Source organism: Bradyrhizobium sp. 195, assembly GCF_023101665.1.
Classification (GTDB): domain Bacteria; phylum Pseudomonadota; class Alphaproteobacteria; order Rhizobiales; family Xanthobacteraceae; genus Bradyrhizobium.
Window position 1 is genome coordinate 841,187 of sequence record NZ_CP082161.1, and the last position, 25,127, is coordinate 866,313.

Below are 25,127 nucleotides of genomic sequence, written 5' to 3' on the forward strand. Positions count from 1 at the left end.
AATATGCGTGAAACTGCGTATCTTCTCGGTGTCGCAAGGTGCTCGCGCACTTGCGCCTCACGATGCTAGACTTAGATTGAACGAGAGACTTTCGGCAGAGGGACCCGCATGACTGATCACCGCAATTCCGCACCTCCCATCGATCCCGCAAAACTCGACCGGCTGGCCGAGGTGGCGGTGAAGGTGGGCCTGGGCTTGCGGCCGGGGCAGGATCTTCTTTTGACCGCGCCCGCGATCGCTCTGCCGCTGGTGCGACGGATTGCCGTGCATGCTTACAAGGCCGGTGCCGGCATCGTGACGCCGATCCTGTCGGACGAGGAGATGACACTGGCGCGCTACCGCCACGGCCACGACAGCAGTTTCGATCGTGCCGCCGGCTGGCTCTACGAGGGCATGGCCAAGGCGTTCTCGGACAACACCGCGCGGCTCGCCATCGTCGGCGACAATCCGATGCTGCTGTCGGACGAGGATCCTTCCAAGGTGGCGCGCGCCAGCAAGGCCAATTCGATGGCCTATCAGCCTGCGCTGGAAAAGATCGTCAATTTTGACACCAACTGGAACATCATCGCCTATCCAAGCCCGTCCTGGGCCAGGCAGGTATTCCCTGATGATGCCGAGGACGTTGCGATCGGCAAGCTCGCCGATGCGATCTTCGCGGCGTCCCGCGTCGACCGCGAGGACGCGATGGACAATTGGGCGAGCCACAATGCGGTGCTTCGTGAGCGCACCAATTGGCTGAACGGCCAGCGTTTCCGCGCTCTGCAGTATTCGGGGCCGGGCACCGACCTCACCATCGGCCTTGCCGACGGCCACGAATGGGAGGGCGGCGCCTCGCTCTCCAAGAACGGCATCAGCTGCAACGCCAACATCCCGACCGAAGAGGTGTTTACCACGCCGCATTGCCGCCGGGTCTACGGCCATGTCGTGAGCTCGAAGCCGCTGTCCTACCAGGGCACGCTGATCGACAACATCGCCGTGCGCTTCGAGGACGGCAAGATCGTGGACGCAAAAGCCTCGCGCGGCGCGGAGGTGCTGAACAAGGTGCTCGACACCGATGAGGGCGCCCGCCGCCTCGGCGAAGTGGCGCTGGTGCCGCATTCATCGCCGATCTCGCAGAGCGGGCTGTTGTTCTACAACACACTGTTCGACGAGAATGCAGCGTCTCATATCGCGCTCGGCCAGTGCTATTCGAAATGCTTCGTCAACGGCGCGCAGCTCACCCCACAGCAGATCGCGGCGCAAGGCGGCAACCAGAGCCTGATCCATATCGACTGGATGATCGGCTCGGCCGAGACCGATATCGACGGCATTTTGCCCGACGGCAGCAAGGTGCCGGTGTTCCGCAAGGGCGAGTGGGCGAAGTAAGGCCGCTGTTCGTCATGCCCGGGCTTGTCCCGGGCATCCACGTTCTTTGTGCCCGTTAAACGTGGATGGCCGGGACAAGCCCGGCCACGACGATGTGGGAGCTTCAGCGCTCAAACTGGCATTGTACGCGTTCACGCCGCCGCGTTGCGCAGCATCGGATTGTTGTCAATGCTGAACCGGTTGAACAGGGTCGTGAACGGGCTGCCGTCGGTGGCCCGCACGATGGCGTCGGAAGCAGCGATTGCTTCGTAGAGCGCGCCGACGGCATCGTCTGCCTCACCAAGGTCGAGGCTCCTGCGGATCTCGTCGCGAGCCTCGTTGATCTCGTCCTCGTCGGCGAGCGTCGCCTCCATCGCCTCCGCCGCGCGCCGCATCTCCTGGAGGTCGCCGCCGCCGGAACTTGAGGATGTCGAGCCAATAGGGGCGGGCGGCGACGAGCTGGACGAACGCCTCGAACGTGCCGGCAATAATTCCTGCGCGGCCCTCCGATGAGACGTAGAGCATATTCTGCGACGGCAGCAGCACGAACGCGCCGCCTGAGCCGGCACTGCCGATCTGTCGGGGGTTTTCGATGCCGTCGATGGTGAACCAGGGCTCCTCGTCCGGTACGAACGAGACATCGAGGCTGATGAGCCGGGCGACGACCGTGCGATCGGCTGTCACAACCTCGGGCGTGAGGGGCATCGGCGTGGCTCCGTTTTGGTGCTTCCGCGCACTTTGTCGCACCCCGGAAAGGATCGGTTCATGTGCGCGAATTTGCAGGGAAATCGCGGCGTTAACCGCTTTGCCTCCGCAACTCCAGGCTGATTTTCGCGGCCTCCGTAAGGAAGAATTAAAAACCGATGACTAGCGTCCCCGACGTCATTCTCAACAATCCGGGCCGAGACCCGGCCATATTTAATATATCGCCTGGGGAAGAAGATGTCGCGCGCATTGATTGAAATCGGTAGTTGCAATGTCGACCTCGAGCTGCGGCCGATCGAGCCGTCCTGGGTCATCGAGGGTAATCCCGTGTCGCGCTCGCGCGTGCTGTCCACCAGCGCCGACGGCACCGCTCAGACTATCATCTGGCATTGCACCGAAGGCCGCTTCAACTGGTACTACGATATCGACGAGACGATCATGATCATGGAAGGATCGATCGTGCTCGAAAGCGATGGCATGCCGCCGAAGCGCTACGGCCCTGGCGATGTCATTTTCTTTCGCGACGGCGCGCATGCCAAATGGCATGTCGAGGGCCACGTCAAGAAGATCGCCTTCTGCCGCAAGACCAATCCCGTGATGATCGGCTTCCTGATCCGCGTGGTCAACAAGCTGAAGAAGATCTTCACCTCCAGCGGCGAGCGCCGTCCGGCCTCGCTGATGGGTGCCGGCTAGTCTCTATTCAAGGACGCTTCCCAGCGGCCACGACGAAGAGGGGTCGGGATCACATCCCGGCCCCTCTTCTTGTCATGATGGCAGCTCGAGCCGGTAGACGTCGATTGCGGTCTGCGAAAACAGCGCCGTCTTCTCGGCCTCGCTCAGTGACGAGGCGATGCGCTTGAAGGCGTTGAATATCACCTGATAGCTGCATTGGCCCTTGTCCGGTGGGAAGTTGCTCTCGAACATCGCACGTCTGGGACCGAACGCCTCGATGCAGGTTTCGATATAGGGCCGCCAGGCCGCGGCAAGCTCCTCGGATGACGGCGGCCTTTCGCGCAGATGGAAGTCGTAGCCGAGCAGGCACATTGCGAGCCCGCCGAGCTTGACCACCACGTTCTCGCATCTTGCGATCTCCCGGATCGAGGTGCGCCATTGCGCAAACACCTCCTCGCGCCGCCCTGCAAAGCGGCCGATTCCGGCCGGGCCGCCGCAATGGTCGAGCACGATTCTGGTGTCGGGGAAGGCGCGCGCAAGCTCGGTGAGCTCACCGATCTGCGGATGGAATAGCCAGGCATCGAAGCTGAGTTTCAATGGTGCAAGGCAGGCAAATCCCTTGCGGAAGGTCGGGTCCCGCAACAATCCCTTCGGCCTGTTCGCATACATGCCGGCAACGGCAGGGTCTTCGTCCCAGGCCGACGAATGCCGGATGCCGCGAAAGCGGCCGTTGCCGGCCGCGATCTCGGCTTCCAGCACCGGCTTGGCCGCGTCGCCCTGCAGCAGATTGGCATGGCTGACAATGCCGGCGCAGATCGCGGCCTTGCCGTAAGCACCGCTCGCGCTCATCGCGGCGACGCCGTTGGCGAACTCGACTTCGCCGACAGGCCGGAATGCCTCGGGCCCATGCGCGCGGTACATCGAGCGGCAATCGACATAGACGGTGGCGAGGATGCTGTGGCCGGAGGCGATGTCATCAGCCATCTCCTCGATCAGATAGCGGTGCCCGCGATTCCAGAGATGGTGATGGGGGTCGACGATCGGCCGCAAGGGATCGATGATCTCCTCCTGATGCAGCGCGAGCCAGTCCTCGCGCGGCTCGACGAACAGCCCGCTCGTATTGGCGGGCACACCGGTTGCAGCCATCGGCGTCGCTCCCTTCATGCTTTTTGTGCCGGGAGCCTATCATCTCGCCTCGTCACGCAGCAGCGCGCGTTGCTCAAAGCACCATAGCAGCGGCGGAGGAGGTGCGCTCCCTCTCCCGCTTGCGGGGTGGGGGTGTTTCCGCAACGGGACACTCCCGATACGGAGAAAGCCCCCACCCGGCGCTACGCGCCGACCTCCCCCGCAAGCGGGAGAGGTTGCAGCGTGCCCGGAGCCCACGGCTTCAACCAACAGATCCTTAGCCCGACCGCCGCTTCGCTCTCACCTCGACGATCAGCCGCCAGTCCGCCGCATTGGCCGGTTTGACCTCCCCACACCAATGGAAGGAGTCCCTGGTGATCTCCGTAAAGCTCCAGCGCGTCAGCTCGCCGGTTTCGGTCGTGCCTTCCTGCACGATATCCTGTCCACGCAGACGGCCGATCTGCTGGCGGAAGATGCTGCGGCCGGGATCGAACCAGGAAATCCGCCACGCATCGATGGACGGATCGTAAACGCGCAGCGTCGTGCCGTACCAGTTGCCGGCGATCGGAAAGGTCTGAGAGCCTGCCCGGCGGGGAATGATCCAGACGTCCTGGACGGCGCGGCCCTCCAGCACCCAACCAAAATGGATTTCTCCGGGCGTGCTATGTTTCGCGCCATCGGAGCCGTGGGCGGTGATTTCGGCCTCCCAGTCGCCGACGAAGCGGCCATAGAGCTGAAGCGCCGCCGCATGCTCGGGATTTGGTCCGTCCGCGTGCAAAAGTCTGCCAAAGTCGGTCATGTCGATCTCCTGTTGAGAGGAAATCAGCACGACCGGCCGACGGCCGACTTGGAGAAAATTGCGCCTCAGACTCCGTCGAGGATGATCACCGTCGGCGTCGAGGGCAGCGCATCCCGCGACATCCGGAACGAGCGTTCGGTGCGACGGTCGATCTCGAAGTCCTGCCCGATCCGGCGCATGAAATCGTCGAGCGGCGTGGCAAAGCGATGCATCGGCAGCACGACGGAGGCGCGCAGCCGCTTGGTAATCTCGGAGATGCCTCCCAGCGTCATGGTGTAGGTCCCATCGATCGGCACCATCACGATATCGAGCCGTCCGATCTGGGCGAAATGGCTGTCGTCGAGCTTGTGATGGAGGTGGCCGAGATGGCCGATGCAGAGACCCGCGACCTCGAAGATGAAGATCGAATTGCCGTCGCGGATCATGTCGGCGCCGGCGTCGTCACCGAAATAGCGGCGGATGTCCGTCGTGACATTGCGGACGAAGGTGTCACTGATGCGCTCCGACACGATCGCCGGCTTGCCGTCCTCGCTCCAGCCATGCAGCACGTGGGGAATGCGCCTGTCCGGGAATAAGGTGTAGTGCGTGCTGTGGGCGCGGTTCATGGTGGCGACATCGGGCAGCCGGCCGACCTGATAGGCGCCGCTATAGTCGGTGGCGATGCGCAGGCCCGCGGGCGTGTCGATGTAGTAGGTGGAATGGCCGGCGTAAGTGATCTCGACCTCGGCGGGGCCCGCGGCCTGCCGGAACGCGACCGGCATGGCCCGCGGCGCGGCATTGGCCATCGCCAGGCATTCGCTGCGCGGCGGCTGCTGGGCGAGGCTAGGTGCGAAGGATACGCTGAACAGCGCCAGAGCTGCCGAAACCAATCGCCACATGCATCCGTCCCCGATGTGTCAGGGGAAAGTCTAGCGTGCAATGCAGTGCGTGGCCAATGGGCTGCGATCAACAGCGCGTCAGTGTCGCACCCTCACTCCCGCCGCGGACGAAGTTTCAAGGCGCCGGCAATCCGGCGCGAGGCCAGCTCAACATCGCGCCGCTGGTGTTCTGGATGCTCAACGCACAGGTGGAGACATCGGGGGCGACGCCGGCCCAGCCGGCTTGCAAGCGGTCCGGGGTCGCCTCGGGCTCGGGCCGCGACCACATTAAGCATAGACTCAGCCTCGGCTTGTTCCGGTGTCGGGTCTTGCCTACCCATGTCCAATGAACGCGGCTGCAAATATCACTCGATATCATGCGCTCGACAGCTGGCGTGGCATCTGTGCCTGCATGGTTGCGCTGTTCCACTTCGACGTGATCAGCCATCTGTCTTTCCTGCCGCTCACCAGAAATGCCTATCTGTTCGTCGATTTCTTCTTCGTGTTGAGCGGCTTTGTCATCGCGTCGAACTATCGTTCGCGCCTTGCTGAGGGCTTCGGCGCGGGCCGCTTTCTCCTCCTGCGGCTCGGGCGGATTTATCCGCTGCATCTTGTGACGTTGCTGCTGTTCATTCCCATCGACGCTGCGAAGGACGGTGTTGGCCCGAACCTCCTGCAGGCCATCGTCACCAATGTTCTTCTGCTGCAGGGGCTCGGCGTCAACCCGCAGAACTGGCTGAACTTCGCGAGCTGGAGCATCAGCGCCGAATTCGCCGCCTATGTGATCTTCGCCGCGGTCGTCAGCAGGATCGGACCGGCGATCTGGCCCTGGCTGATCCCGATCATTGCCGGGCCGGTCGTGCTCGCCACCATCAGCCCGGATGGGATGAATGCGACTTACGACTACGGTCTCCTGCGCTGTCTTTACGGCTTCGCGCTTGGCGTTCTCTCGTTCGATCTACGAGAGCGCTTTCCGGTGTTGCGCGTACGCCTGACGCCGTCCGGTGAGACATTGCTGGAGACGGCGAGCGTCCTGCTCGTCGTCGGTTATGTCTCGTTGGCCGGCAGCAGCGTCACTTTGCAGGTGGCCTCGCCGGCGGTGTTTACGCTGGTCGTTCTGGTGTTCGCCCGTGAAGCTGGCGCGGTCAGCCGCCAACTGACGGTGCCGTTCATGCTCGCAATCGGGATGCTGACCTATTCGATCTACATGCTGCATCCGCTCGTCAGGGCCGTGGTGCGGGCGATCCTCATGGTCGTCGAGCGCCTTGGGCATACGGACCTGTTCGTCAATTACGCGTTGAGCTTGGGCTATGAGCCGACGAAAGTGGTCTCCATGCATGGATCGCTTTGGCTTGGAGATCTCCTGCAAATCGCGATGCTGCTGTTGACTGTCTTGCTGTCGGTCGCCACGTATCGTCTTGTTGAAGAGCCAGGGCGCAACTGGGTCAGGCGCTTGATGGATCGACGGAACGTCGCCGCGGTCCGCCGTGCACAGCCGGCTTTCGACACCTGACGTCCGCAGCTCGAGGGCAAGCGCCTCATTCCCGCCTTGGGCTGCACTTCCAGGTGATCGCAACGAGGCTCGCGGTGATCAGGCCGCTGACGAGGCCCGCGGCGGGGAGCGCAAGCAGCAGCGCTGCCGTCGCGGCCCAGCCGATCGAGGAGAACGCTTCGGCGAAGGTCGCGAGCCGCGACGAGGTCTGGCGGCGGCGGAATTGGCTGCGCCGTGCCTGCACCCGGAACCAGAGCTGGATTGCGGTCGCCGAAGCCGCGCTGATGATGATCGCGCCGGCACTGATCGCGGCCTGGTAGGGCGAGGCGAACGCGAGCGCCGCGACCAGCGGGCAGAAGATGACGGCGATCGCGATCAGCACCACCTCGATCTTGGCGCGGGTGACGCTGGATGGCGTCAGCGGTGCGGTTGCGACGAGGTCGGGGGCGTCTTCGCCCGAGATCGTCAGCCAGGCGAGCCCGCCGGCAAGCTGTCCGGCCGCCATCACGACAACAGGCGTGATCAGCGTCAGCGCCGCCGAGCTGTCGGCAAAATTGCGCCAGAGCAGCAGCGCCGGCGGCACCAGATATAGCAGTTGCATCAGGGTCTGCGAGATCAGCCAGGGATCGCGCCAGAGCAGCGAGAATTCCTTGCGCCGCAGCGCCTGTTGCCGCGACCCGCCGCGGAATGGGCGCTCCTTAGCGCGCTTGCTGCCGGCGGTGCCGTAGGCTGCGGCATCGATCGCCGTGTCGGCAAAGCGCTGCGAGAAGATCGCCATGACGCTTCCGAGCAGCACCAAGCCGAGCGCCAGGAGTAGCAGCAGCGCTTCGCTGTCGCCCATCACCGCCCGCGCCGGCCACCACCAGATGCTGTCGACATCGGGAGCATGAGCGGCCAGGCTACCCGAGGTCAGGATGGTGAAGCGCGACAGCGTGCCGTAGGACACGATCGCGGCGACCTGGAGCGCGATCACGAAGCCGGCGCCGATGATCGCGGCGAGGATCTGGGCAATTAGGCGCGTCCGCGCCGGGCCGATCAGGCGAAACAGCAGGATGGTGACGGCAATCGCGACTGCGGCGGCTGACAGACCCATGGCGACGACGACGCCGAACGCCGCAAGCCAGCGCGCGCCGCCGCCGATCACGAGCACGTCGATGAAGGGTGTCGAGAACAGCAGCGCCATCGCGGTGACGGTCAGCGCGATCGCGGCGATTCGGACCGAGAACAGATTGGCCAGTCTTGCCGGCGAGGACATGATCAGGTCGAGATCGGCGCGGGCGTAGAATACCCGCGTCACCGATTCGATTGCCTGCGACAGCATCAGCGTCCAGGCGAGAAAAATCGTCGCCGAGATCACGATCAGCGAGGATTTGTCGAGCGGCAATTGCAGATCGGCGAAGCGGCCGATCACCGCCCAGGCCGGCAGGTGCAGCAGCGCGGCGAAGCAGATCAGGCCGATGACAGCGGCGCGCGTCCGCTTGCGTCGTCCGCCGGTCATCATGGCGAGCGATTCGCGCCAGGCGAGCCGGAGCTCGTGGCGGGCAAACCAGGAGAGCGCGGTTGCCGAGCTCATGCGGCTTCCGGAAGCGTCACCAGCGCGATGAAGAGATCCTCCAAGCTGGTGTCGGCATGGCCGTTCTGCTGGCGCAATTCGGTGAGCGTGCCTTCGGCGACCAGGCGGCCCGAGGCGATCACGCCGATGCGGTCCGCCATCCGCTCGGCTACTTCGAGAATATGGGTTGTCATGATGACGGTGCAGCCGGCGCGGACGCGCGCGCTGAGAAGACCCTTTACGTGGCGGGCGGAGACGGCATCGAGCCCCGTCAGCGGCTCGTCGAGGATGATGAGGCGGGGATCGTGTACCAGCGCGCCGGCCAGCGCCACCTTCTGGCGCATGCCCTTGGAAAAGCCCTCGCAGCGCTCGTGCCGGTGCGGCTCGAGGCCGAGCGAGCCGAGCAGCTCCTGCGCGACCGGCTCCGAGGCCGACGGCGCGATGCCCCAGAGGCCGGCGACGAATTCGAGATATTCGAGCGGGGTCAGCTTGTCGTAGATCATCGGCTCGTCGGAGACCCACGCCATCACCTGCTTGGCGGCAACGGGGTTTTGGAGCGCATCGGTGCCGAAGATCGAGACCGCGCCCGCATCGGGGCGCAGCAGGCCCGCGACCATGCGCAAAGTCGTTGTCTTGCCGGCGCCGTTGGGGCCGACCAGGGCGTAGAATTCGCCGGCGTGGACGGTGAGATCGAGGCCGTCGACCGCCAGACGGTCAAAACGCTTCGTTAACCCCAGGACTTCCAGTGCCGAGCTGTCCGGCTTCATGACGGCCACACCATCCGGTTTTGCATCGCCCGCGACCATGGACCCGAAGATGTTTCGGCACCGTGAATCGCGCTGCCGCAAATTCCGCGCTCCGGATTGGACTAAAGGCAAGTCACCGTTTGTTGACAGCGCTGGACGGTTCAGGCTGAATTGGTTCCGGACAAATGGCGCCAACGCAGCGAAACGACTGCGTAGCGACTGGACACAAGATGCGGCAAGGCGGTCGGAAAGAGCCGCCGGTTGTATCGGGAGGACGCGCGTCGATGCTGGATTTCGTTCAGCAGCTGGTCAGCGGTGTTGCGCTCGGCTGCGTTTACGGGCTGATCGCGCTCGGCTTCGTGCTCGTCTACAAGGCCACCGAGGTCGTCAATTTCGCCCAGGGCGACCTGATGATGCTCGGCGGCTTCTTCGCCTTCACCTTCATCGGCATGATGGGCTTGAACTACTGGATCGGTTTTGCCGGTGCGGTGGCCGCGATGGCGCTGTTCGGCATGCTGGCGGAGCGCGTGGTGGTGCGGCCGATCCTCGGCTATCCGCAATTCTCCATCATCATGGCGACGATCGGGCTCGGCTATTTCCTGCGCTCGATCGCCGGCATGATCTGGGGCACCGATGATCTGAAGATCGAGACTCCGTTCAGCCAGGGCGTGCTGCGGATCGGGTCGCTGGTGCTCGCCTATGACAAGCTGTCGGTGATCGCGGCGACGATGATCCTGTGCACGCTGCTCTATCTCTTCTTCAACAAGACAACGCTCGGCACTGCGATGCGCGCCAGTTCCGAGAACATGCTCGCCGCCTACTACATGGGCATCCCCGTCAAACGCGTGGTGTCGATCGTCTGGGCGATCAGCGCGGCGGTCGCGACCTGCGCCGGCGTGCTGCTGGCGCCGATCACCTTCATCCATTCCAATGTCGGTCTCGTGCTTGGCCTGAAGGCGTTTCCCGCCGCGGTGCTCGGCGGCTTCGGCTCGATCCCGGGGGCGGTGGTCGGCGGCGTCCTGATCGGCGTGATCGAGAGCATGGCCGGCTTCTACCTGCCCGAAGGGTGGAAGGACGTCGCGCCGTACCTCGTGCTGCTCGCGGTGCTGCTCTTGAAGCCTGAAGGCCTGTTCGGCCGCCACGTCCGCAAGAAGGTCTGAACACCATGCGCTTCCTGTTCAAGACCGACTATGAGGACGACATCAAGCTGATCCCGCATTCGGGCTATCTGGTCTCTTACGGAATCCTGCTCGCCCTGCTGTTGATCGCGCCCTTCGTGCTCTCCAGCTATTTGATGAGCCAGCTCGTCTTCGTCTGCATCTATGCGACCGTCGGCGTCGCGCTGCTGATCCTGACCGGCTTTACCGGCCAGGCCTCGCTCGGCCACGCCGCATTCCTTGCCATCGGAGCCTACACGGCGGCCTATTTGCAGAAATACAACGTGCCGTTCCCGGTCTATTTCCTCGCCGCCGGCGCGTTGACCGGCTTGATCGGCGCGCTGGTCGGCTTTCCCGCCCTGCGCCTGACCGGCATCTACCTCGTCATCGCCACCATCTCGTTTGCCCTGATCGTCGAGGAGATCCTGGCGCGCTGGGAAAGCGTCACCCACGGCAACGAGGGCATGCGGGTCAAGACGCTGTCGCTGCTCGGCGTCGCGGTGCCGCGCGACAGCCCCACCTTCTACTTCCTCTGCCTCTCCGTGCTGGTGCTGACCATCATCGGTACGCTGAATCTCTTGCGCTCGCCGACGGGACGCGCCTTCGTCGCGATCCGCGATTCAGAGACGGCGGCACGCAGCATGGGCGTCAATGTCGCGCTCTACAAGGTGAAGTCCTTTGCGATCTCGGCGGCGATCACCGGCTTTGCCGGTGTGCTGTTTGCCCACAAGCTCTCCTTCATCTCGCCGGAGATGTTCACGCTGCAGCTTTCGATCGAGTTCATCATCGTGATTCTGATCGGCGGCACATTCAGCCTGCATGGCGCGGTGCTGGGCGCGATCTTCATCGTGATGATCGATCCGTTCCTGACGTACCTGAAGGACGACCTGCCCGGCATGATCGGAGGAATCGCCGCGACATTCGGCGCCGGCCCGGCCACCGCGGGAGCCATCCAGTCGAAGGTCGCGGCCTTCGCCTCGCTCAACGGCCTGAAGGGCGCGATCTACGGCATCATCATCGTGCTGTTCGTGCTGTTCGAGCCGCTCGGGCTCTATGGCCGCTGGCTGAAGATCAAGCTCTTCTTCCAGCTGTTCCCGCTCTACAAGCGCGCAACCTTCAAGCGGCAGAAGATCTACGTGAAGTCGGAGCGGAACCGATGAGCTATTTCCGCGCCGAGAACCTGTCGCTGCATTTCGGGGGCCTGAAGGCGGTCGATGCGGTGTCCTTCGCGGTCGAGAAGGGCGAGATCCTGTCGATCATCGGGCCGAACGGTGCGGGCAAGAGCTCGATCTTCAACCTGATCTCGCGCATCTACCGGCCGACCTCGGGCCGAATCTTCTTCGAGGACCAGGACATCACGCAGGAGCCACCTTACGACATCGCAAAACTCGGCATCGCACGGACCTTCCAGAACATCGAGCTGTTCGAGAATGCGACCGTGCTCTCCAACCTCCTGGTCGGCCGCCATCGGCACTCGACCACGCAGCTGTGGCAGGAGCTCCTGTTCCTGCCGAGCGTGCGCGCGAACGAGAAGGTGCATCGCCGCAGGGTCGAGCAGGTCATCGAATTCCTCGATCTTGAGCCCTATCGCGACAAGCTGATCTCCGGCCTGCCTTACGGCGTGCGCAAGGTGATCGAGCTCGCGCGCGCACTTTGCTCGGAGCCGAAGCTGATCCTGCTCGACGAGCCGTCGTCCGGCCTCAATGTCGAGGAGACCGACGACATGTCGTTCTGGATCCGCGACATGAAGAGCGAGCTCGGCATCACCGTGCTGATGGTCGAGCACGACATGTCGCTGGTCAACCGCGTCTCCGATCGCGTCATCGCGCTGAACTACGGCAGGGTGCTCGCGATGGGCTCGCCGGCCGAGGTGCAGCAGCATCCCGATGTCGTCGCTGCGTATCTGGGAGCCTGAGGCGATGGATGCGATCGCGACACCCGAGACCATCCTGAAGCTCTCCAACGTCGAGAGCTATTACGGGCCGATCATGGCGATCCGCGGCATCTCGCTGGAAGTGCCGCGCGGCCGCATCGTCACGCTGCTGGGGGCCAATGGCGCCGGCAAGACCACGGTCCTGAAGACCATCTCGGGCATTCTCGATCCGCAGAAGGGCTCGATCGAATTCATGGGCAAGCCGATCCAGCGCATGGAAGCCGACAGGATCGTGCGGCTCGGCCTCAGCCACGTGCCGGAGGGGCGCGAGGTGTTTCCGTTCCTGTCCGTGCGCGAGAACCTGATGATGGGGGCCTATCCGCGCAAGGACCGCGACGGCGTCGCGGAGGATCTGGAGCGGGTTTACGGTTATTTCCCGCGCCTGAGGGAGCGCATCAACCAGCCGGCCGGCCAGCTCTCCGGCGGCGAGCAGCAGATGCTCGCGATCGGCCGCGCCCTGATGAACCGGCCGACGCTGCTCTTGCTCGACGAGCCCTCGCTCGGCCTGTCGCCGCTGCTGGTGAAGGAGATCTTCACCATCATCCGCCGCGTCAACGAGGAGCAGGGCATGTCGATCCTGCTGGTCGAGCAGAACGCCAAGGTGGCGCTGGAAACGGCCCATTACGGCTACGTGCTGGAGATCGGCCGCATCGTGATGAACGACAGCTGCGACCGCTTGATGCATTCCCAGGACATCCAGGAGTTCTACCTTGGCGCCAAGGAAGCGGGCGCGCGGGGCGAGCGGCGCTGGAAAAAGAAGAAGACGTGGCGGTGAGGAAGAGCTGGCAGTAAGATGAGATTGCCCATCCGCAAGCAAAGACCGCCGGCAAGGCAGGCAGCGGAGGGGAGAGCGACAAGGAGGAGAGGCGCATGGCCCGACTGGCGGTGCTGACGGTCGCTGATACGATCGCAAAGAGCTTTTTGCGCGCTGCCGAGATGCGGGGCGAGCGGCCGGCGATCCGCGAGAAGAAATTCGGGATCTGGCAGCCGACGAGCTGGCGCGAGTGGCTGGAGATATCGAAGGAGATTGCCTACGCGCTTCGCGCCTCCGGCTTCATGCCCGGCGACGTCGCCTCCATCATCGCCAACGCCGTTCCCGAATGGGTCCATGCCGACATGGGCATCCTGTGCGCGGGCGGCGTCGCCTCGGGCATCTACCCGACCGATGCGTCGTCCCAGGTCGAATATCTCGTCAACGATTCCAGAACGAAAGTGATCTTCGCCGAGGACGAGGAGCAGCTCGACAAGATCCTCGCCTGCCGCGCGCGCTGCGCGAGCTTGCAGAAGATCGTCGTGTTCGACATGGAGGGCCTCAGCGGTTTCTCCGACGACATGGTGATGTCGCTCGACGAGTTTCGCGCGCTCGGTCGCAACCACATGGTCGGCCGCGAAGCGCTGTGGCAGGAGATGATCGACAGCCGCGGCGCCGGCGATCTCGCGATTCTCGTCTATACATCCGGTACGACCGGTCCGCCCAAAGGCGCGATGCATGCGAACCGCAGCGTCACGCACCAGATGCGGCATGCCAACGACTTCATTCCGGCGCAAGAGGACGACGAGCGGCTGATCTTCCTGCCGCTCTGCCACGTCGCCGAACGCATCGGCGGCTACTACATCTCGGTCGCGCTCGGCTCGGTGATGAATTTCGCCGAGAGCCCGGAGACCGTGCCGGACAATCTGCGCGAGGTGCAGCCGACGGTCTTCCTCGCGGTGCCGCGTATCTGGGAGAAATTCTATTCCGCCATCACGATCGCGCTGAAGGATGCGACGCCGCTGCAGCAATGGGTCTATCGCCGCGCCATCGACATTGGCTACCGCATGGTCGACTACAGGCTCGAGGGTAAGGCGCCGCCACCGCCGCTACGGCTCGCGAGCCGCATCGCCTACCGGGTCGCATTCCGCAACATCCGCCGCATGATCGGGCTCGATCGTTGCCGCATCGCCTTCACCGGGGCGGCGCCGATCGCGCCGGAGCTGATCCGCTGGTATCTCGCGCTCGGCATCGACATGCACGAGCTCTACGGCCAGACCGAGAATTGCGGTGTCGCCACCATGATGCCGGCGGAGCGGATCAAGCTCGGCTCGGTCGGCACGGCGGTGCCCTGGGGCGAGGTCGCGCTGTCGCCCGATGGCGAGATCCTGATCAAGGGCGACTTCCTGTTCATGGGCTATTTGAACCAGCCGGAGAAGACCGCCGAGACCCTCGATTCCCGCGGCTGGCTGCACACCGGCGACGTCGGCACCATCGACAATGAAGGCTTTGTCCGGATCACGGACCGGATGAAGGACATCATCATCACCTCAGGCGGCAAGAACATCACGCCGTCCGAGATCGAGAACCAGCTCAAATTCTCGCCCTACATCTCGGACGCCGTGGTGATCGGCGACAAGCGGCCATACCTCACCTGCCTCGTGATGATCGACCAAGAGAACGTCGAGAAGTTCGCGCAGGACCACGACATCCCCTTCACCAATTATGCCAGCCTGTGCCGGGCGACGGAGATCCAGGACCTGATCGGCCGCGAGATCGAGCACGTCAACGGCAATTTTGCCCGCGTCGAGACCATCAAGAAGTTCTACCTGATCGAGCGCCAGCTCACGCCGGAAGACGAAGAACTGACGCCGACCATGAAGCTGAAGCGCGGTTTCGTGAACAAGCGCTACGCCGCCGAGATCGAAGAGATGTATCGCCAGCGCGCCGTGGCGTGAGGCATGCGCATGCCCTGGAAAAGTGGGAACCGGTTTTCCGAGAGGGGCATGCGCAAAAGGGAAAAGCACGTTTGGGAAAGCGAAGGAGCGATGGCCCCCGCCCTTAGCGTAACACGGGCCTTTAGGAGAGGAGACGTCAATGTCGAGATCGTTCGGAACGTTCGGCCTTGCTGTGAGTGCGCTGGCGCTCACCTGTCTGCCGGCCACAGCGCAAACCAAGGTCACCAATGAGGGCATCTCGGCAAGCGAGATCGTCGTCGGCACCCATCAGGATCTGTCGGGCCCGATCAAGGGCTGGGGCGTCCCGGTTTCCAACGGCATGAAGATGGCGACCGAGGAGGTCAATGCGGCGGGCGGCATCAACGGCCGCAAGATCCGGCTGGTCGTCGAGGACAGCGGCTACGATCCGAAGAAGGCCGTGCTGGCTTCGCAGAAGCTGATCGAGCGCGACAAGATCTTCGCGATGGTGGGACCGATGGGATCGCCGACCGTGCTCGCCGCGCAGGACATCCTGCTCGACGCCGGCGTGCTTCAGCTGTTTCCGCTGACGGCGGCCGAGTTCACCTTCAAGTTCGATCCGGCCAAGCCGCAGGAACGGTTGAAGTTCAACAATTTGCTGCCCTATGTCGAGAGCACGCGCGCGGCGCTCAAATACATGATTGAGGCAAAGAATTTCAAGAAGCCATGCATTATGCATCAGGACGACGAGTACGGAAAAAACGTGCTCGATGGCTTCAACCAGCAGCTCGCCGCCATGAAGGTGCAGCCGGCGTCGATCACGAGCTACAAGCGCGGCGCCTCCGACTTCTCGGCGCAGGTCGCCAAGATGAAGTCCGACGGCTGCGACCTCGTCGTGCTCGGCGCCGTCCTGCGTGAGCCTATCGGCACCATGACCGAGGCCAAGAAGCTCGGCTGGGAGGTCACCTTCCTCGGTGCCACGCCCGTTAACGTGCTCGAAGTGCCGGCGCTCGGCAAGGAAGTGGTGGAAGGCTTGTATGCCGCTTCGAACTTCGAAATTCCTTACGAAGACACCGCGAAGGGAAAGGTGAAGGACTGGCTCGTCAATTATAAGAAGATGTTCAACGCCGACGCCAACACCCAGGCGATCATCGGCTACAATGCGGTGATGACGTTCGCGCATTATGCCAACAAGGCTGGCAAGGATCTCACTGGCCAGAAGATGCTCGACGCGCTCGAGTCCGGCGACAAGTTCCAGGATATCTTCAATTCGCCGCCGACCGTGTTCTCGAAGTCCAACCATCTCGCCACGACCGTCACCCAGGTGCAGCAGGTGAAGAACGGCCGCTGGGTGCTGGTGAAGGACAATCTGATGTTTTGATGAAGGGCGGCTCTCGCGACACGACCGGTGCACCCTCTCCCCTTGCGGGAGAGGGTGGATCGCCGCATAGCGGCGAGCCGGGTGAGGGGTATCTTTCCTCACGAACAGTCGTGCGAGTGGAGAGCACCCCTCATCCGGCGCTTCGCGCCACCTTCTCCCACAGGGGGAGAAGGAAGAAAGCGCAACGGTTAGAGCCCTACGACCCCCCGCTCGCCGTCCCCGAATTCACCGGGGCCAGTTCGTCCTCCCGGCAACGCCAGCCGTCGGCAGCTTTCACGAAGGCAAAAGTCCGCTGGATACGCAGCCGGCGCGTCACGTTGAAGGCTTCGGCCGAGCGCTCCTTGTTGCCGGCTCCGGGCTGCGGCCGCCCCGTCCTGGCGTCCCAGCAGGTGCCGGTGCAGTTGGAGGCGACCTTGCTGCACATGGTGAAGGGCGCCAGCACGGCCATCTCGATCTCGCCCGTGACTTGCGCTTCCTGCTCGGTCACCTGGCTGTCGAGCGCGTAGACGCGGTTGATGCGGAGGAAGTTGCCGCACGAATTGGCCGCATGGATGCGCGCCGCGCAGAAGTCGACCGCGTCGGTGTCGGGGATGCGGGCCGCGACCTGCCGGCCGAACACCTTCTTGGGGGCACCCTTCGCCGCGCGGATCTCGTCGGTCTTGCGCCTCAAATGATCCGCAAGACACTCCTCCGCGGTTTCGAGCTCCTGAAGCGGCACATTCTCCTTGCCGACCAGATTGCATTTGCGATCGCGCTCGCGCGTCCACCTGCCATATTCGGCGAAGGCAAAGCGCGCCGCGGTCGGATCCAGCTTGCCGATCAGGCCGAGCACCTCGCCGTTGAGCTCCGTTTCCGCCAGCGCCAGCGACGGGTCCGCACAGATCAGCGCGCCCGCCGCGGTGTTGGCCGCAAGGCAGTCGAAATCAGGATCGCGCACGATCGCGGCGCGCTCCTCGGTCACCTTGAGCAGGCAGGCCTTCACCCGGTCGAAGTCGTCGGTGCGGATCGCGGTCTGGCCGACGATGCCGCAGCTGAGGTTGCGCTGGCGGATCCAGATCGCATTTTCTTCGATCCCAGGCAGGCGGTCGGGCAGGCGGGCGAGCCGCCCCTCGATCGCCGCGCTCAGCTTCTCGGCGGCCGCGGCGAGCGTGGCATCGCCGCAGAACAATTGATTGCCGGGGTCGCGAATCTGCTGGCAGTTGTTCTTGGCGAACAGCGGCAGCCTGTCGGCGATGGCGTGGTCAGACTGCGCGGACGCGGGTGTCGCGAGCGCCAGCGGCGCAAGCACAGTCAGCACGATGAACCGCATTCCAGTCGCCCCCGCATGGAAGGCGCCATGCTAGCGGTTCGGATAGCGCGGTGGAATGGGGTTGTGTGGGATGGTCTGGTGGGTAGCCCGGATGGAGCGCAGCGCAATCCGGGATTCGTGCGATAAGCGACAGCGGCCCCGGATTTCGCTGCGCTCCATCCGGGCTACGGGACGATCAATTAGCCGCGGCGGCGACCATCGAGAATCGCGCGGGCTCATCGACATATTTCAGCACGGCCGACTGGTAGAGCGCGAACAGCGGTTGGTAGCTCTGCGCAGCGTCGTCCTCGACCATCGCCATGCGGCGGTTGTCGAGCATCAGCCAGCGCCCGTCGAGACGCGCGGCGACAACCGCATGCTCTTCGCCGACCCTGACGTCGCGCACCACGACGATGCGGAGGTCCTCGGGCGCAATGCCCGCCAGCCGCAGCGCGGCCAGCTTGGCGATGGCGTAGTCCTCGCAATCGCCGACGCCGCGGGCGAAGGTCGCAAGCGGCGAGCTCCAGACGTCGTCGATGCCGTCATTGGCGGCCCGGATGGCGAGGTTGATGGCGCGGTTGGTCTCGCCGAGCCGTGCGCGGCCGTCGCGGGCGCGGGCCTGGTCGACGATGGCGAGCAGCTTCAGGGCCGCGGGCGATACGCAATTGTCCCGGTCGCCGTCGCAGAGCGCAAGCTGCACCATGTCGTCGTCGAACCTGTGCTTCAGCGCGGACCATTTCTTCTGCAGGCTGCCGGACGAGATGGCGAAGGCGAACACGCCGAACGGCTCGGCGGATTTGCGCACGAGAAGGCCTGCTCCCGGCGACAGCAGCGTGCCGGCGCGGAGCTCGGCGGTCGATCCGAGCAGGATCAATCCGCACAGGACAAGGATTGCGCGCCAGGCGCGCGAGCGAGCAGCCGTCTCCATCTGACATCCCCTTCCCGGGCTTCGCCAGGTCCCTCTCGACCTCGACGTGCCGGGCTTTGTTGCTTTCGTGGAGATAGTGCGAGACGGGCCGTTTTGTTCTGCTTAACGCGCCGGGAGGGGTTCCCAAAACCGGGGATCAGGCTGAAACGGGCCTGCCCAAATTGCGTAAAATTTTACGATTCGGGGGCTAAGGGTGTCCCGTTGCCGCGAAAGGGAGCCAATTGCAGGCAAGGGTTGTGGAAGTGCCGAATCTGCATCCCTATGGCTAACAACCCCCTATTTCATGGGGTTCTGTTAGTTAGGTCACAGATTTAACTCCGTATTTGCCGCAGGATGCTGCGGGACCCCGTGAAGGAAAGATGATGCAAGTATCTGCTGCGCGACTATACAGCAGGTTACCTTGGATGACTGGAAATGCGTGGAAACGAGCTAAATTCGACTTCAGAATACTTGAGGGACTACCTTGGCTTCTCTGGAGAAGTTCCGACCCGCGGGGCCTCTTGCCGCCAAGTGATGCGAAATCACACAAGCAATAGATGGTATCGCTAAGGACTTGCTAATGCTATGCAAGCTTAGGCGGTCGATACTTACTTAAATTTTAACCCTTTTTACGGTGCCCGATTGAATTACGCTGGCCAATTTGACGCCGCGATTTCTTTGGACGGCCAAGGTTCCCGTGCATCTGCCGGGGGCCATGTCGATTCCTTTACGGCGAAAGCGCATGGTCATGCGCCTGAGGGCGCGTTCGTTGTTCCCGACCCCAATCTGATCTTCAACGGCGAGTTCAAGCGCACGGGGCTCGATCTCGTGCTGTCCCACGAGGGGCACGAGTTCGTCGTTCACGATTATTTCAGGGGCGATAAACGTGCCGCGCTCGCCTCCCCCGACGGCGCCCACCTCAGCGGCGACGTCGTCAACGCGCTCACGGGTCATGTCCAGGTTGCGCAAGCCGCGCCCGGCGCGGCCGCGGCCCAGGTCATCGGCCACGTCACCAAGCTCGTGGGCAGCGCGACCGCGATCCGCAACGGCGTCTCGGTCATCCTGAACAACGGCGACAACGTCGAGAAGGGTGACGTGGTCTCGACCGGCGCCGATTCGACGCTCGGCATCACCTTCATCGACGGCACCGTGTTCGGCCTGTCCTCCAACGCGCGGATGGTGCTGAACGAGATGGTCTACGACCCCAACGGGTCGAGCAATTCCTCGCTGCTCAGCCTGGTCGCAGGCACCATCACCTTCGTCGCCGGCGAGACCGCCAAGCACGGCGACATGAAGATCGACACGCCGGTCGCCACCATGGGCATCCGCGGCACCGCCGTGCTGACCCAGATCAACTTCGTCGTTCCCGCCGGCGGCGGCGATCCGCAGCCGCAGGCGAGCTTCCAGGTGCTGGTCGAGCCGAACGGTACGACGGGCTCCTACATCCTGTTCGACAAGGTCACGCTGCTGCCGATCGCGACGGTCAACCAGGCCGGCCAGATGATCCAGATCAGCGGCGGCAACGTCTCGATCTCCAATGCGCTGATGTCGCCGGACGTGCAGAAGCTGATCACGGACGTGTTCACGCTGAAGTTCACCGACAACAACACCAACACCAAGCTGACCACGAACTTCACCGACACGCTCACGCCGATCGGCCAGGAGGTGATGTTGAAGTCGGCCTCCGGCGCCGTCGTGACCGCGACATTCGTCAACCTCAATCCGCAGGGCCAGGACAGTCCCGGCAATTCCACGCCGATCGTCACCCGTATGCCCGGCCAGCCGCTGGTGCAAAGCCTCGATCTCGGCGGCAACGTGAAGACGGCGTTCGCGCTGACCGAGCGCGCGGACACCACGGGTGATACGGCGCATACCGACACGGTCTCCGGCCGGATCACCTTCGTCGATCAAAACCTCGGCGACCGCCCGACGGTGTCGGTGAGCCTCGACGACGCGCCGAACTACGTCTACAAGAACGCTGGCCAGCAGGACGTCACCGGCTCGCTGTCCGCGCTCCAGAAGCAGGACATCGCGGCGACGCAGATCCAGATCAGTGTCGTTGCCGACAGCGCCAACAACAACAACGGGTCGGCGGTCTGGACCTACACGATCCCCGACAATGTCTTCGACTTCCTCGCGGCCGGTGAAACGCTGACGCTGACCTACATGGTCCGCGTCGACACCAATTTCGCAGTCAACCCCGAGAGCAAGTTCGTCCCGATCACCATCACGATCACGGGAACGAACGACAAGCCCACCGTCGCGACGTCAGGCGGCACCGTCATCGAGAAGGTCGGGACCGGCAACGATGCCCTGGACACCATCACGGGCACGGTCGCCTTCACCGACGTCGATCTGACGGACCGGCCGATCGTGAGCGCGGCGCTCTCGTCCACCCATCCGTTCAAATATCTCGATGCCGAAGGCAACGATATCACCGCAACGCTGACGCCGGAGCAGCGCGCCGCGATCGCCGCCGTCGAGGTGCCGCTGACCGTGGTGCAGGGCGCCGGAAACGGCAACAACGGCTCGGCCACCTGGACCTACAGCGTTCCCGACCATCTCTTCGATTTCCTCGCCGAAGGCGAGACGCTGACGCTCAACTATGTGGTGCAGGTCGATGACGGACACGGCGGCGTCGTCAGCACGCCGATCACCGTGTCCATCAACGGTGCGGACGTCAACGTCGAGGGCACCAACGACCTGCCGACGATCGTCGAAGACGCCACCACCCCGACAGGTGCGGTAACCGAGGATAGTGCGGCCACGCTCGCCGCCAACGGCACCATCACGTTCAACGACCCCGATCTCACGGACACCCACACCGCGAGTTTCGTCCTGAAGTCGACGATTTCGAGCGCGCATCTGCCCGGCTTCAGCGACGGCACGTCGCATATCGGCACGTTCGCGCTTGAGCCGGTGGTCGAGAGTCCCGGCGTCAGCTCTCGGGGATCGGTGAAGTGGACCTTTACGCTCGACGATGACGATCCGGTGCTCCAGTCGCTGGCCAAGGGCCAGACCATCACTCAGGTTTACACCGTCAAGGTCGACGATCATCACGGCGGGACGGTCACCCGGGACGTCACGGTCACCATTACTGGGGCCAACGATGCGCCAACCGTTACAAGCGGCACTGCGGCGGCAACGGGCAAGGTCATCGAGGACACGGGCCTGACGCTGTCGATTGGCGGCACGCTGGCGATCCAGGATCTGGACCTGATCGACACGCATACGGCGGAGGCGGTGTTCAAGTCGTCGGCGTCCAGCGCGCATCTGCCCGGCTTTGTGGAGGGGTCGACCAATATCGGGACCTTCACGATCGATCCGTCGGTGCTCGAATCCATTGCGGACGCCAACAACGGGGCGACGCTGGGCTGGCACTTCACGCTCGACAACAGCAATGCGATGCTGCAGTCGCTGGCTGAAGGGCAGACCATCACCCAGGTCTACACCGTTACTTTCATTGACAATCACAATGCGACGGTCACGCAGGACGTCACCGTCACGATCACGGGCGCCAACGACGCACCGACCATCACCAGTAGTGCCGCGGCGGCAACAGGTCATGTCGTCGAGGATGCGGACCTGACGCTGTCGATCGACGGCACGCTGGCGATCCAGGACGTCGACCTGATTGACACGCATACGGCGGAGGCGGTGTTCAAGTCGTCTTCGGTCAGCTCGGCTCTGCCGGGTTTCGATGCCAACGACACGAACATCGGCACCTTCACGATCGATCCGTCGGTGCTCGAATGCAATACGGACACCAACAACGGCGCGACGCTGGGCTGGCACTTCACGCTCGACAACAGCAACGCAATGCTGCAGTCGCTGGCCGAAGGGCAGACCATCGCTCAGGTCTACACCGTCACGTTCGACGATCATCATGGCGGCATCGTTAGCCAGGACGTCACCGTCACGATCACAGGCGCCAACGACGCGCCGACGATCACGAGCGATGCTGACGCGGCAACGGGCGCGGTCACCGAGGATGAGGGCGCCTCGCTAACGACCTGCGGCACGCTGGCGATCGAGGACCTCGACCTGATCGACACCCACACGGTGCAGGCGGTGTTCAAATCGTCGTCCGTCAGCACCGACCTGCCGGGCTTCGGAAGCGGTGCGCATATCGGCACCTTCTCGATCGACGCGGTGTCCGAATCCGGCAGCGATACCAGCACCGCTGCGACGCTGGGCTGGCACTTCACATTGGACAACAGCGATCCCGTCCTGCAGTCGCTGGCGGAAGGGCAGACCATCACCCAAGTCTACACCGTCACGTTCGACGACCAGCAGGGCGGCAAGGTCAGCCAGGACGTCACCGTCACGATCGCCGGCACCAACGATGCGCCGACGGTTTCCTATGTCACGTCGGACTACATGAACTTCGACGGACAGACGATCGCAGTGGGCGAGGTGCCGACGGTCGCCACCGATGGCGTGACGCTGGACGGCTGGGTGAACTGGAACGGGGGCGCCGAACCCGGCCACGGCCAGATCCTGTTCTACAACGGCAACACCTCGACCACCGGCTTCGGTCTGCTCGGCACCGTCAACGTCGATGGTACCTTGGAGCTGCAGATTCTCGCGGGCGGCGTCGACATCGAGGATACCGGCATCGCGCTCGCCGCCTCGCAATGGCACAACATCGCGCTGACCCGCGACAGCGGCACCTTCACGCTCTATCTCGACGGAAACCTCGAATATTCGCAGGCATGGGGCGTCAACCCGATCGACGGCAGCCCGTCGAATCCGTCGGCGTCCTACATGATGATTGGCGCCGCGAGCGAGCCGGGCGCGGCGGGCTTTGGAGCGGAAGGCTTCTTCGGCTCGATCGCCGATGTCAGCGTCTGGACCGCCGCGCTCACGCAGGCGCAGATCCAGTCGATCGATTTCACCGCGCTCACCGGCAGCGAAGCGGATCTGGCCGCCTATTACCAGCTCGGCGACGGCAGCGGGACCGCGGCCGCCAATACGGTCAACCCCGCCAAGAGCCTCGCAATCGAAGGCGATGCGGATTGGGCGAGCGGCACCTCCGGGCCGGGCGGCGCCGTTGCCGATCTGATGGAAACCAATGCGGGCCAGCTTTCGCATGGCGTGCTGACGGTTTCCGACATCGACGCGATCGATCACGTCACGGTGTCGGTCAGCCAGGTGCAGGTGACTCTCGACGGCGTGCCGCAATCGGGCAGCGTCGGCGGGCTGTCGCAGGCGGACCTGCTGAACTATCTCTCCGTTCCGACCGGCGACATCCTCGACGGCACGGTTACCCATGCCCAGTTTACGTGGCAGTTCAATTCGGGCAGCCAGGCCTTCGATTTCCTCGCCGCCGGCCAGACGCTGTCGCTGCAATACACCATCGTTCCGTCGGATGCTGTTGGCGCTGGCACGAGCGCAGTCGTCACCGTCAACATCGCCGGTACGAACGACGCGCCGACGCTCGACAATCTTAATATCGGTTCGCTCTCCGACACGGCCGCCCTCGACACCTTCTCGGATCTGACCGGGACGCTGGCGGGCCACGATGCCGATACCGGCGAGACAGCGACTCTGACCTATGCCGTCCTCAATGCGGATCATCACGCGACCGCAACCGTTGCGGGGCTCTACGGCTCGCTGACGGTCGACCATGACGGCAACTACAGCTACGTTCCCAATGCAGCGGCCATCAATGCGCTGCCGGCAGGCTCCTACACGGATGCGTTCACGGTCCAGACCACGGACGTGCACGGTGCGACCGGCACGGCCACGCTCACGGTCGACGTGACCGGGGCGGACGACGCCAGCGGCCCGGTCATCGATACCACGCGCTTCCAGGTCGAGCACATCATCGAGAACAGCAACGACATTATCACCGAACTTGCCGTCCTCGACACCGATGCAGGCGCAGCGGCGGATACCTTCACCGTTACGCTGTCGACCGCAAATCCGGACGTCAGCACCGTCTATTTCGCTCCGATGACGGGGTCGCTCGACGCAATCAACGCGGGCCTCGCGAGCGGCGGAACTGGCGTCGTCTACGATCCGACAGGCGCCAGCACCGCTGATTACCCGCAGCCGCCCGCGACCGACCAGATCACGCTGACCGTCGCCGATTCGGCCGGCCACTCCGACACGGTCAACTTCATCTTCGTCGAGGGAGCGAGCAGCCAGGATATCACTCTGGCAGGCGCCAACGGCAAGGACGTCATTTTCGCGACGGAGTCGAGCGACACGTTGATTGGCGGCGGCGCCAAGGACCAGTTCGTGTTCGCGCCGACGTCGTCGCAGACGGCGGTTCAGCACACCGTGAATGACTTCGAGACTTGCCTCGACAAGATCGACTTGCGGCAGTTCACCAGCATCACGTCTTGGTCACAGGTCTCGCAGCACGCGGAGCAGCAGGGCGCCGATACCTTGCTTACGCTCGACAGCAACGACAAGATCCTCCTGAAGAATACCGTCGTCGGTAGTCTCCACGCCAGCGACTTCATCCTTCATGTGAGTTAAGGGCGTCCGTCCA

General features: G+C 63.7%; 18 protein-coding genes. 10 read left to right on the forward strand and 8 right to left on the reverse strand.

Going from position 1 to position 25,127, the window contains the following annotated elements; genetic code table 11:
• Nucleotides 1–108: 108 nt before the first annotated feature.
• On the forward strand, nt 109–1,365 hold the full coding sequence (locus IVB26_RS03940) for an aminopeptidase (RefSeq protein ID WP_247970663.1): 1,257 nt from the start codon (nt 109–111) through the stop codon (nt 1,363–1,365).
• A 131-nt stretch (nt 1,366–1,496) separates the two neighbouring features.
• Here IVB26_RS03940 and IVB26_RS03945 read toward each other — a convergent pair whose 3' ends face one another.
• A complete protein-coding gene (locus IVB26_RS03945; protein ID WP_247970664.1) occupies nt 1,497–1,718 on the reverse strand; it encodes a hypothetical protein in 222 nt (73 codons plus the stop codon).
• 568 nt (nt 1,719–2,286) lie between these two features.
• Between IVB26_RS03945 and IVB26_RS03950 the strand changes: the two genes are divergently transcribed.
• Nucleotides 2,287–2,742, forward strand: coding sequence for a cupin domain-containing protein (locus IVB26_RS03950; protein WP_247970665.1), 456 nt, complete (start codon nt 2,287–2,289; stop codon nt 2,740–2,742).
• 72 nt (nt 2,743–2,814) lie between these two features.
• On the opposite strand, the gene IVB26_RS03955 is transcribed toward IVB26_RS03950, so the two are convergent.
• The 3 genes from IVB26_RS03955 to IVB26_RS03965 form a co-directional block, all read right to left on the reverse strand.
• Nucleotides 2,815–3,867, reverse strand: coding sequence for an amidohydrolase family protein (locus tag IVB26_RS03955; protein ID WP_247970666.1), 1,053 nt, complete (start codon nt 3,865–3,867; stop codon nt 2,815–2,817).
• Between the two features lie 256 nt (nt 3,868–4,123).
• A complete protein-coding gene (locus tag IVB26_RS03960) occupies nt 4,124–4,645 on the reverse strand; it encodes a hypothetical protein (RefSeq protein ID WP_247970667.1) in 522 nt (173 codons plus the stop codon).
• 65 nt (nt 4,646–4,710) lie between these two features.
• Nucleotides 4,711–5,523 carry an MBL fold metallo-hydrolase gene (locus IVB26_RS03965; protein ID WP_247970668.1) on the reverse strand — a complete coding sequence of 271 codons (813 nt, stop codon included), beginning with the start codon at nt 5,521–5,523 and terminating at the stop codon, nt 4,711–4,713.
• Between the two features lie 391 nt (nt 5,524–5,914).
• Here IVB26_RS03965 and IVB26_RS03970 point away from each other — a divergent pair, with 391 nt between their 5' ends.
• Nucleotides 5,915–7,015: an acyltransferase family protein gene (locus IVB26_RS03970; protein WP_247970669.1), complete on the forward strand. Its 1,101-nt coding sequence runs from the start codon at nt 5,915–5,917 to the stop codon at nt 7,013–7,015.
• A gap of 25 nt (nt 7,016–7,040) precedes the next feature.
• Here IVB26_RS03970 and IVB26_RS03975 read toward each other — a convergent pair whose 3' ends face one another.
• Nucleotides 7,041–8,567: a permease gene (locus IVB26_RS03975; RefSeq protein ID WP_247970670.1), complete on the reverse strand. Its 1,527-nt coding sequence runs from the start codon at nt 8,565–8,567 to the stop codon at nt 7,041–7,043.
• Entirely contained in the window at nt 8,564–9,313 is a 750-nt protein-coding gene (locus IVB26_RS03980) for an ABC transporter ATP-binding protein (RefSeq protein WP_247970671.1), read from the reverse strand. Before IVB26_RS03980 ends, IVB26_RS03975 begins: the two co-directional genes overlap by 4 nt.
• Before the next feature lie 263 nt (nt 9,314–9,576).
• Here IVB26_RS03980 and IVB26_RS03985 point away from each other — a divergent pair, with 263 nt between their 5' ends.
• From IVB26_RS03985 to IVB26_RS04010, 6 genes are all read left to right on the forward strand, one after another.
• A complete protein-coding gene (locus tag IVB26_RS03985; protein WP_247970672.1) occupies nt 9,577–10,452 on the forward strand; it encodes a branched-chain amino acid ABC transporter permease in 876 nt (291 codons plus the stop codon).
• 5 nt (nt 10,453–10,457) lie between these two features.
• Nucleotides 10,458–11,609 (forward strand): branched-chain amino acid ABC transporter permease, encoded by a 1,152-nt coding sequence (locus tag IVB26_RS03990; RefSeq protein ID WP_247970673.1) that lies wholly within the window; start codon nt 10,458–10,460, stop codon nt 11,607–11,609.
• Nucleotides 11,606–12,364 carry an ABC transporter ATP-binding protein gene (locus tag IVB26_RS03995; protein WP_246919856.1) on the forward strand — a complete coding sequence of 253 codons (759 nt, stop codon included), beginning with the start codon at nt 11,606–11,608 and terminating at the stop codon, nt 12,362–12,364. Before IVB26_RS03990 ends, IVB26_RS03995 begins: the two co-directional genes overlap by 4 nt.
• A 4-nt stretch (nt 12,365–12,368) precedes the next feature.
• Complete coding sequence (locus tag IVB26_RS04000) at nt 12,369–13,157, forward strand: ABC transporter ATP-binding protein (RefSeq protein ID WP_247973053.1); 789 nt, start codon at nt 12,369–12,371, stop codon at nt 13,155–13,157.
• 95 nt (nt 13,158–13,252) lie between these two features.
• Nucleotides 13,253–15,091 carry an AMP-dependent synthetase/ligase gene (locus IVB26_RS04005; protein ID WP_247970674.1) on the forward strand — a complete coding sequence of 613 codons (1,839 nt, stop codon included), beginning with the start codon at nt 13,253–13,255 and terminating at the stop codon, nt 15,089–15,091.
• A 139-nt stretch (nt 15,092–15,230) separates the two neighbouring features.
• Nucleotides 15,231–16,430, forward strand: coding sequence for an ABC transporter substrate-binding protein (locus tag IVB26_RS04010; protein WP_247970675.1), 1,200 nt, complete (start codon nt 15,231–15,233; stop codon nt 16,428–16,430).
• 196 nt (nt 16,431–16,626) lie between these two features.
• Here IVB26_RS04010 and IVB26_RS04015 read toward each other — a convergent pair whose 3' ends face one another.
• Nucleotides 16,627–17,739 (reverse strand): lysozyme inhibitor LprI family protein, encoded by a 1,113-nt coding sequence (locus IVB26_RS04015; RefSeq protein WP_247970676.1) that lies wholly within the window; start codon nt 17,737–17,739, stop codon nt 16,627–16,629.
• Between the two features lie 175 nt (nt 17,740–17,914).
• Nucleotides 17,915–18,646, reverse strand: coding sequence for a transglutaminase-like cysteine peptidase (locus tag IVB26_RS04020; protein ID WP_247970677.1), 732 nt, complete (start codon nt 18,644–18,646; stop codon nt 17,915–17,917).
• A 621-nt stretch (nt 18,647–19,267) separates the two neighbouring features.
• Here IVB26_RS04020 and IVB26_RS04025 point away from each other — a divergent pair.
• Nucleotides 19,268–25,114: a VCBS domain-containing protein gene (locus IVB26_RS04025; protein WP_458309312.1), complete on the forward strand. Its 5,847-nt coding sequence runs from the start codon at nt 19,268–19,270 to the stop codon at nt 25,112–25,114.
• Nucleotides 25,115–25,127 lie beyond the last annotated feature (13 nt).

Bases quoted from the DNA above. Each gene is read 5' to 3' on its own strand.
- IVB26_RS03940 (WP_247970663.1), top strand. From the start codon at position 109: ATGACTGATCACCGCAATTCCGCACCTCCCATCGATCCCGCAAAACTC.
- IVB26_RS03945 (WP_247970664.1), bottom strand. From the start codon at position 1,718: ATGGAGGCGACGCTCGCCGACGAGGACGAGATCAACGAGGCTCGCGAC.
- IVB26_RS03950 (WP_247970665.1), top strand. From the start codon at position 2,287: ATGTCGCGCGCATTGATTGAAATCGGTAGTTGCAATGTCGACCTCGAG.
- IVB26_RS03955 (WP_247970666.1), bottom strand. From the start codon at position 3,867: ATGGCTGCAACCGGTGTGCCCGCCAATACGAGCGGGCTGTTCGTCGAG.
- IVB26_RS03960 (WP_247970667.1), bottom strand. From the start codon at position 4,645: ATGACCGACTTTGGCAGACTTTTGCACGCGGACGGACCAAATCCCGAG.
- IVB26_RS03965 (WP_247970668.1), bottom strand. From the start codon at position 5,523: ATGTGGCGATTGGTTTCGGCAGCTCTGGCGCTGTTCAGCGTATCCTTC.
- IVB26_RS03970 (WP_247970669.1), top strand. From the start codon at position 5,915: ATGGTTGCGCTGTTCCACTTCGACGTGATCAGCCATCTGTCTTTCCTG.
- IVB26_RS03975 (WP_247970670.1), bottom strand. From the start codon at position 8,567: ATGAGCTCGGCAACCGCGCTCTCCTGGTTTGCCCGCCACGAGCTCCGG.
- IVB26_RS03980 (WP_247970671.1), bottom strand. From the start codon at position 9,313: ATGAAGCCGGACAGCTCGGCACTGGAAGTCCTGGGGTTAACGAAGCGT.
- IVB26_RS03985 (WP_247970672.1), top strand. From the start codon at position 9,577: ATGCTGGATTTCGTTCAGCAGCTGGTCAGCGGTGTTGCGCTCGGCTGC.
- IVB26_RS03990 (WP_247970673.1), top strand. From the start codon at position 10,458: ATGCGCTTCCTGTTCAAGACCGACTATGAGGACGACATCAAGCTGATC.
- IVB26_RS03995 (WP_246919856.1), top strand. From the start codon at position 11,606: ATGAGCTATTTCCGCGCCGAGAACCTGTCGCTGCATTTCGGGGGCCTG.
- IVB26_RS04000 (WP_247973053.1), top strand. From the start codon at position 12,369: ATGGATGCGATCGCGACACCCGAGACCATCCTGAAGCTCTCCAACGTC.
- IVB26_RS04005 (WP_247970674.1), top strand. From the start codon at position 13,253: ATGGCCCGACTGGCGGTGCTGACGGTCGCTGATACGATCGCAAAGAGC.
- IVB26_RS04010 (WP_247970675.1), top strand. From the start codon at position 15,231: ATGTCGAGATCGTTCGGAACGTTCGGCCTTGCTGTGAGTGCGCTGGCG.
- IVB26_RS04015 (WP_247970676.1), bottom strand. From the start codon at position 17,739: ATGCGGTTCATCGTGCTGACTGTGCTTGCGCCGCTGGCGCTCGCGACA.
- IVB26_RS04020 (WP_247970677.1), bottom strand. From the start codon at position 18,646: ATGGAGACGGCTGCTCGCTCGCGCGCCTGGCGCGCAATCCTTGTCCTG.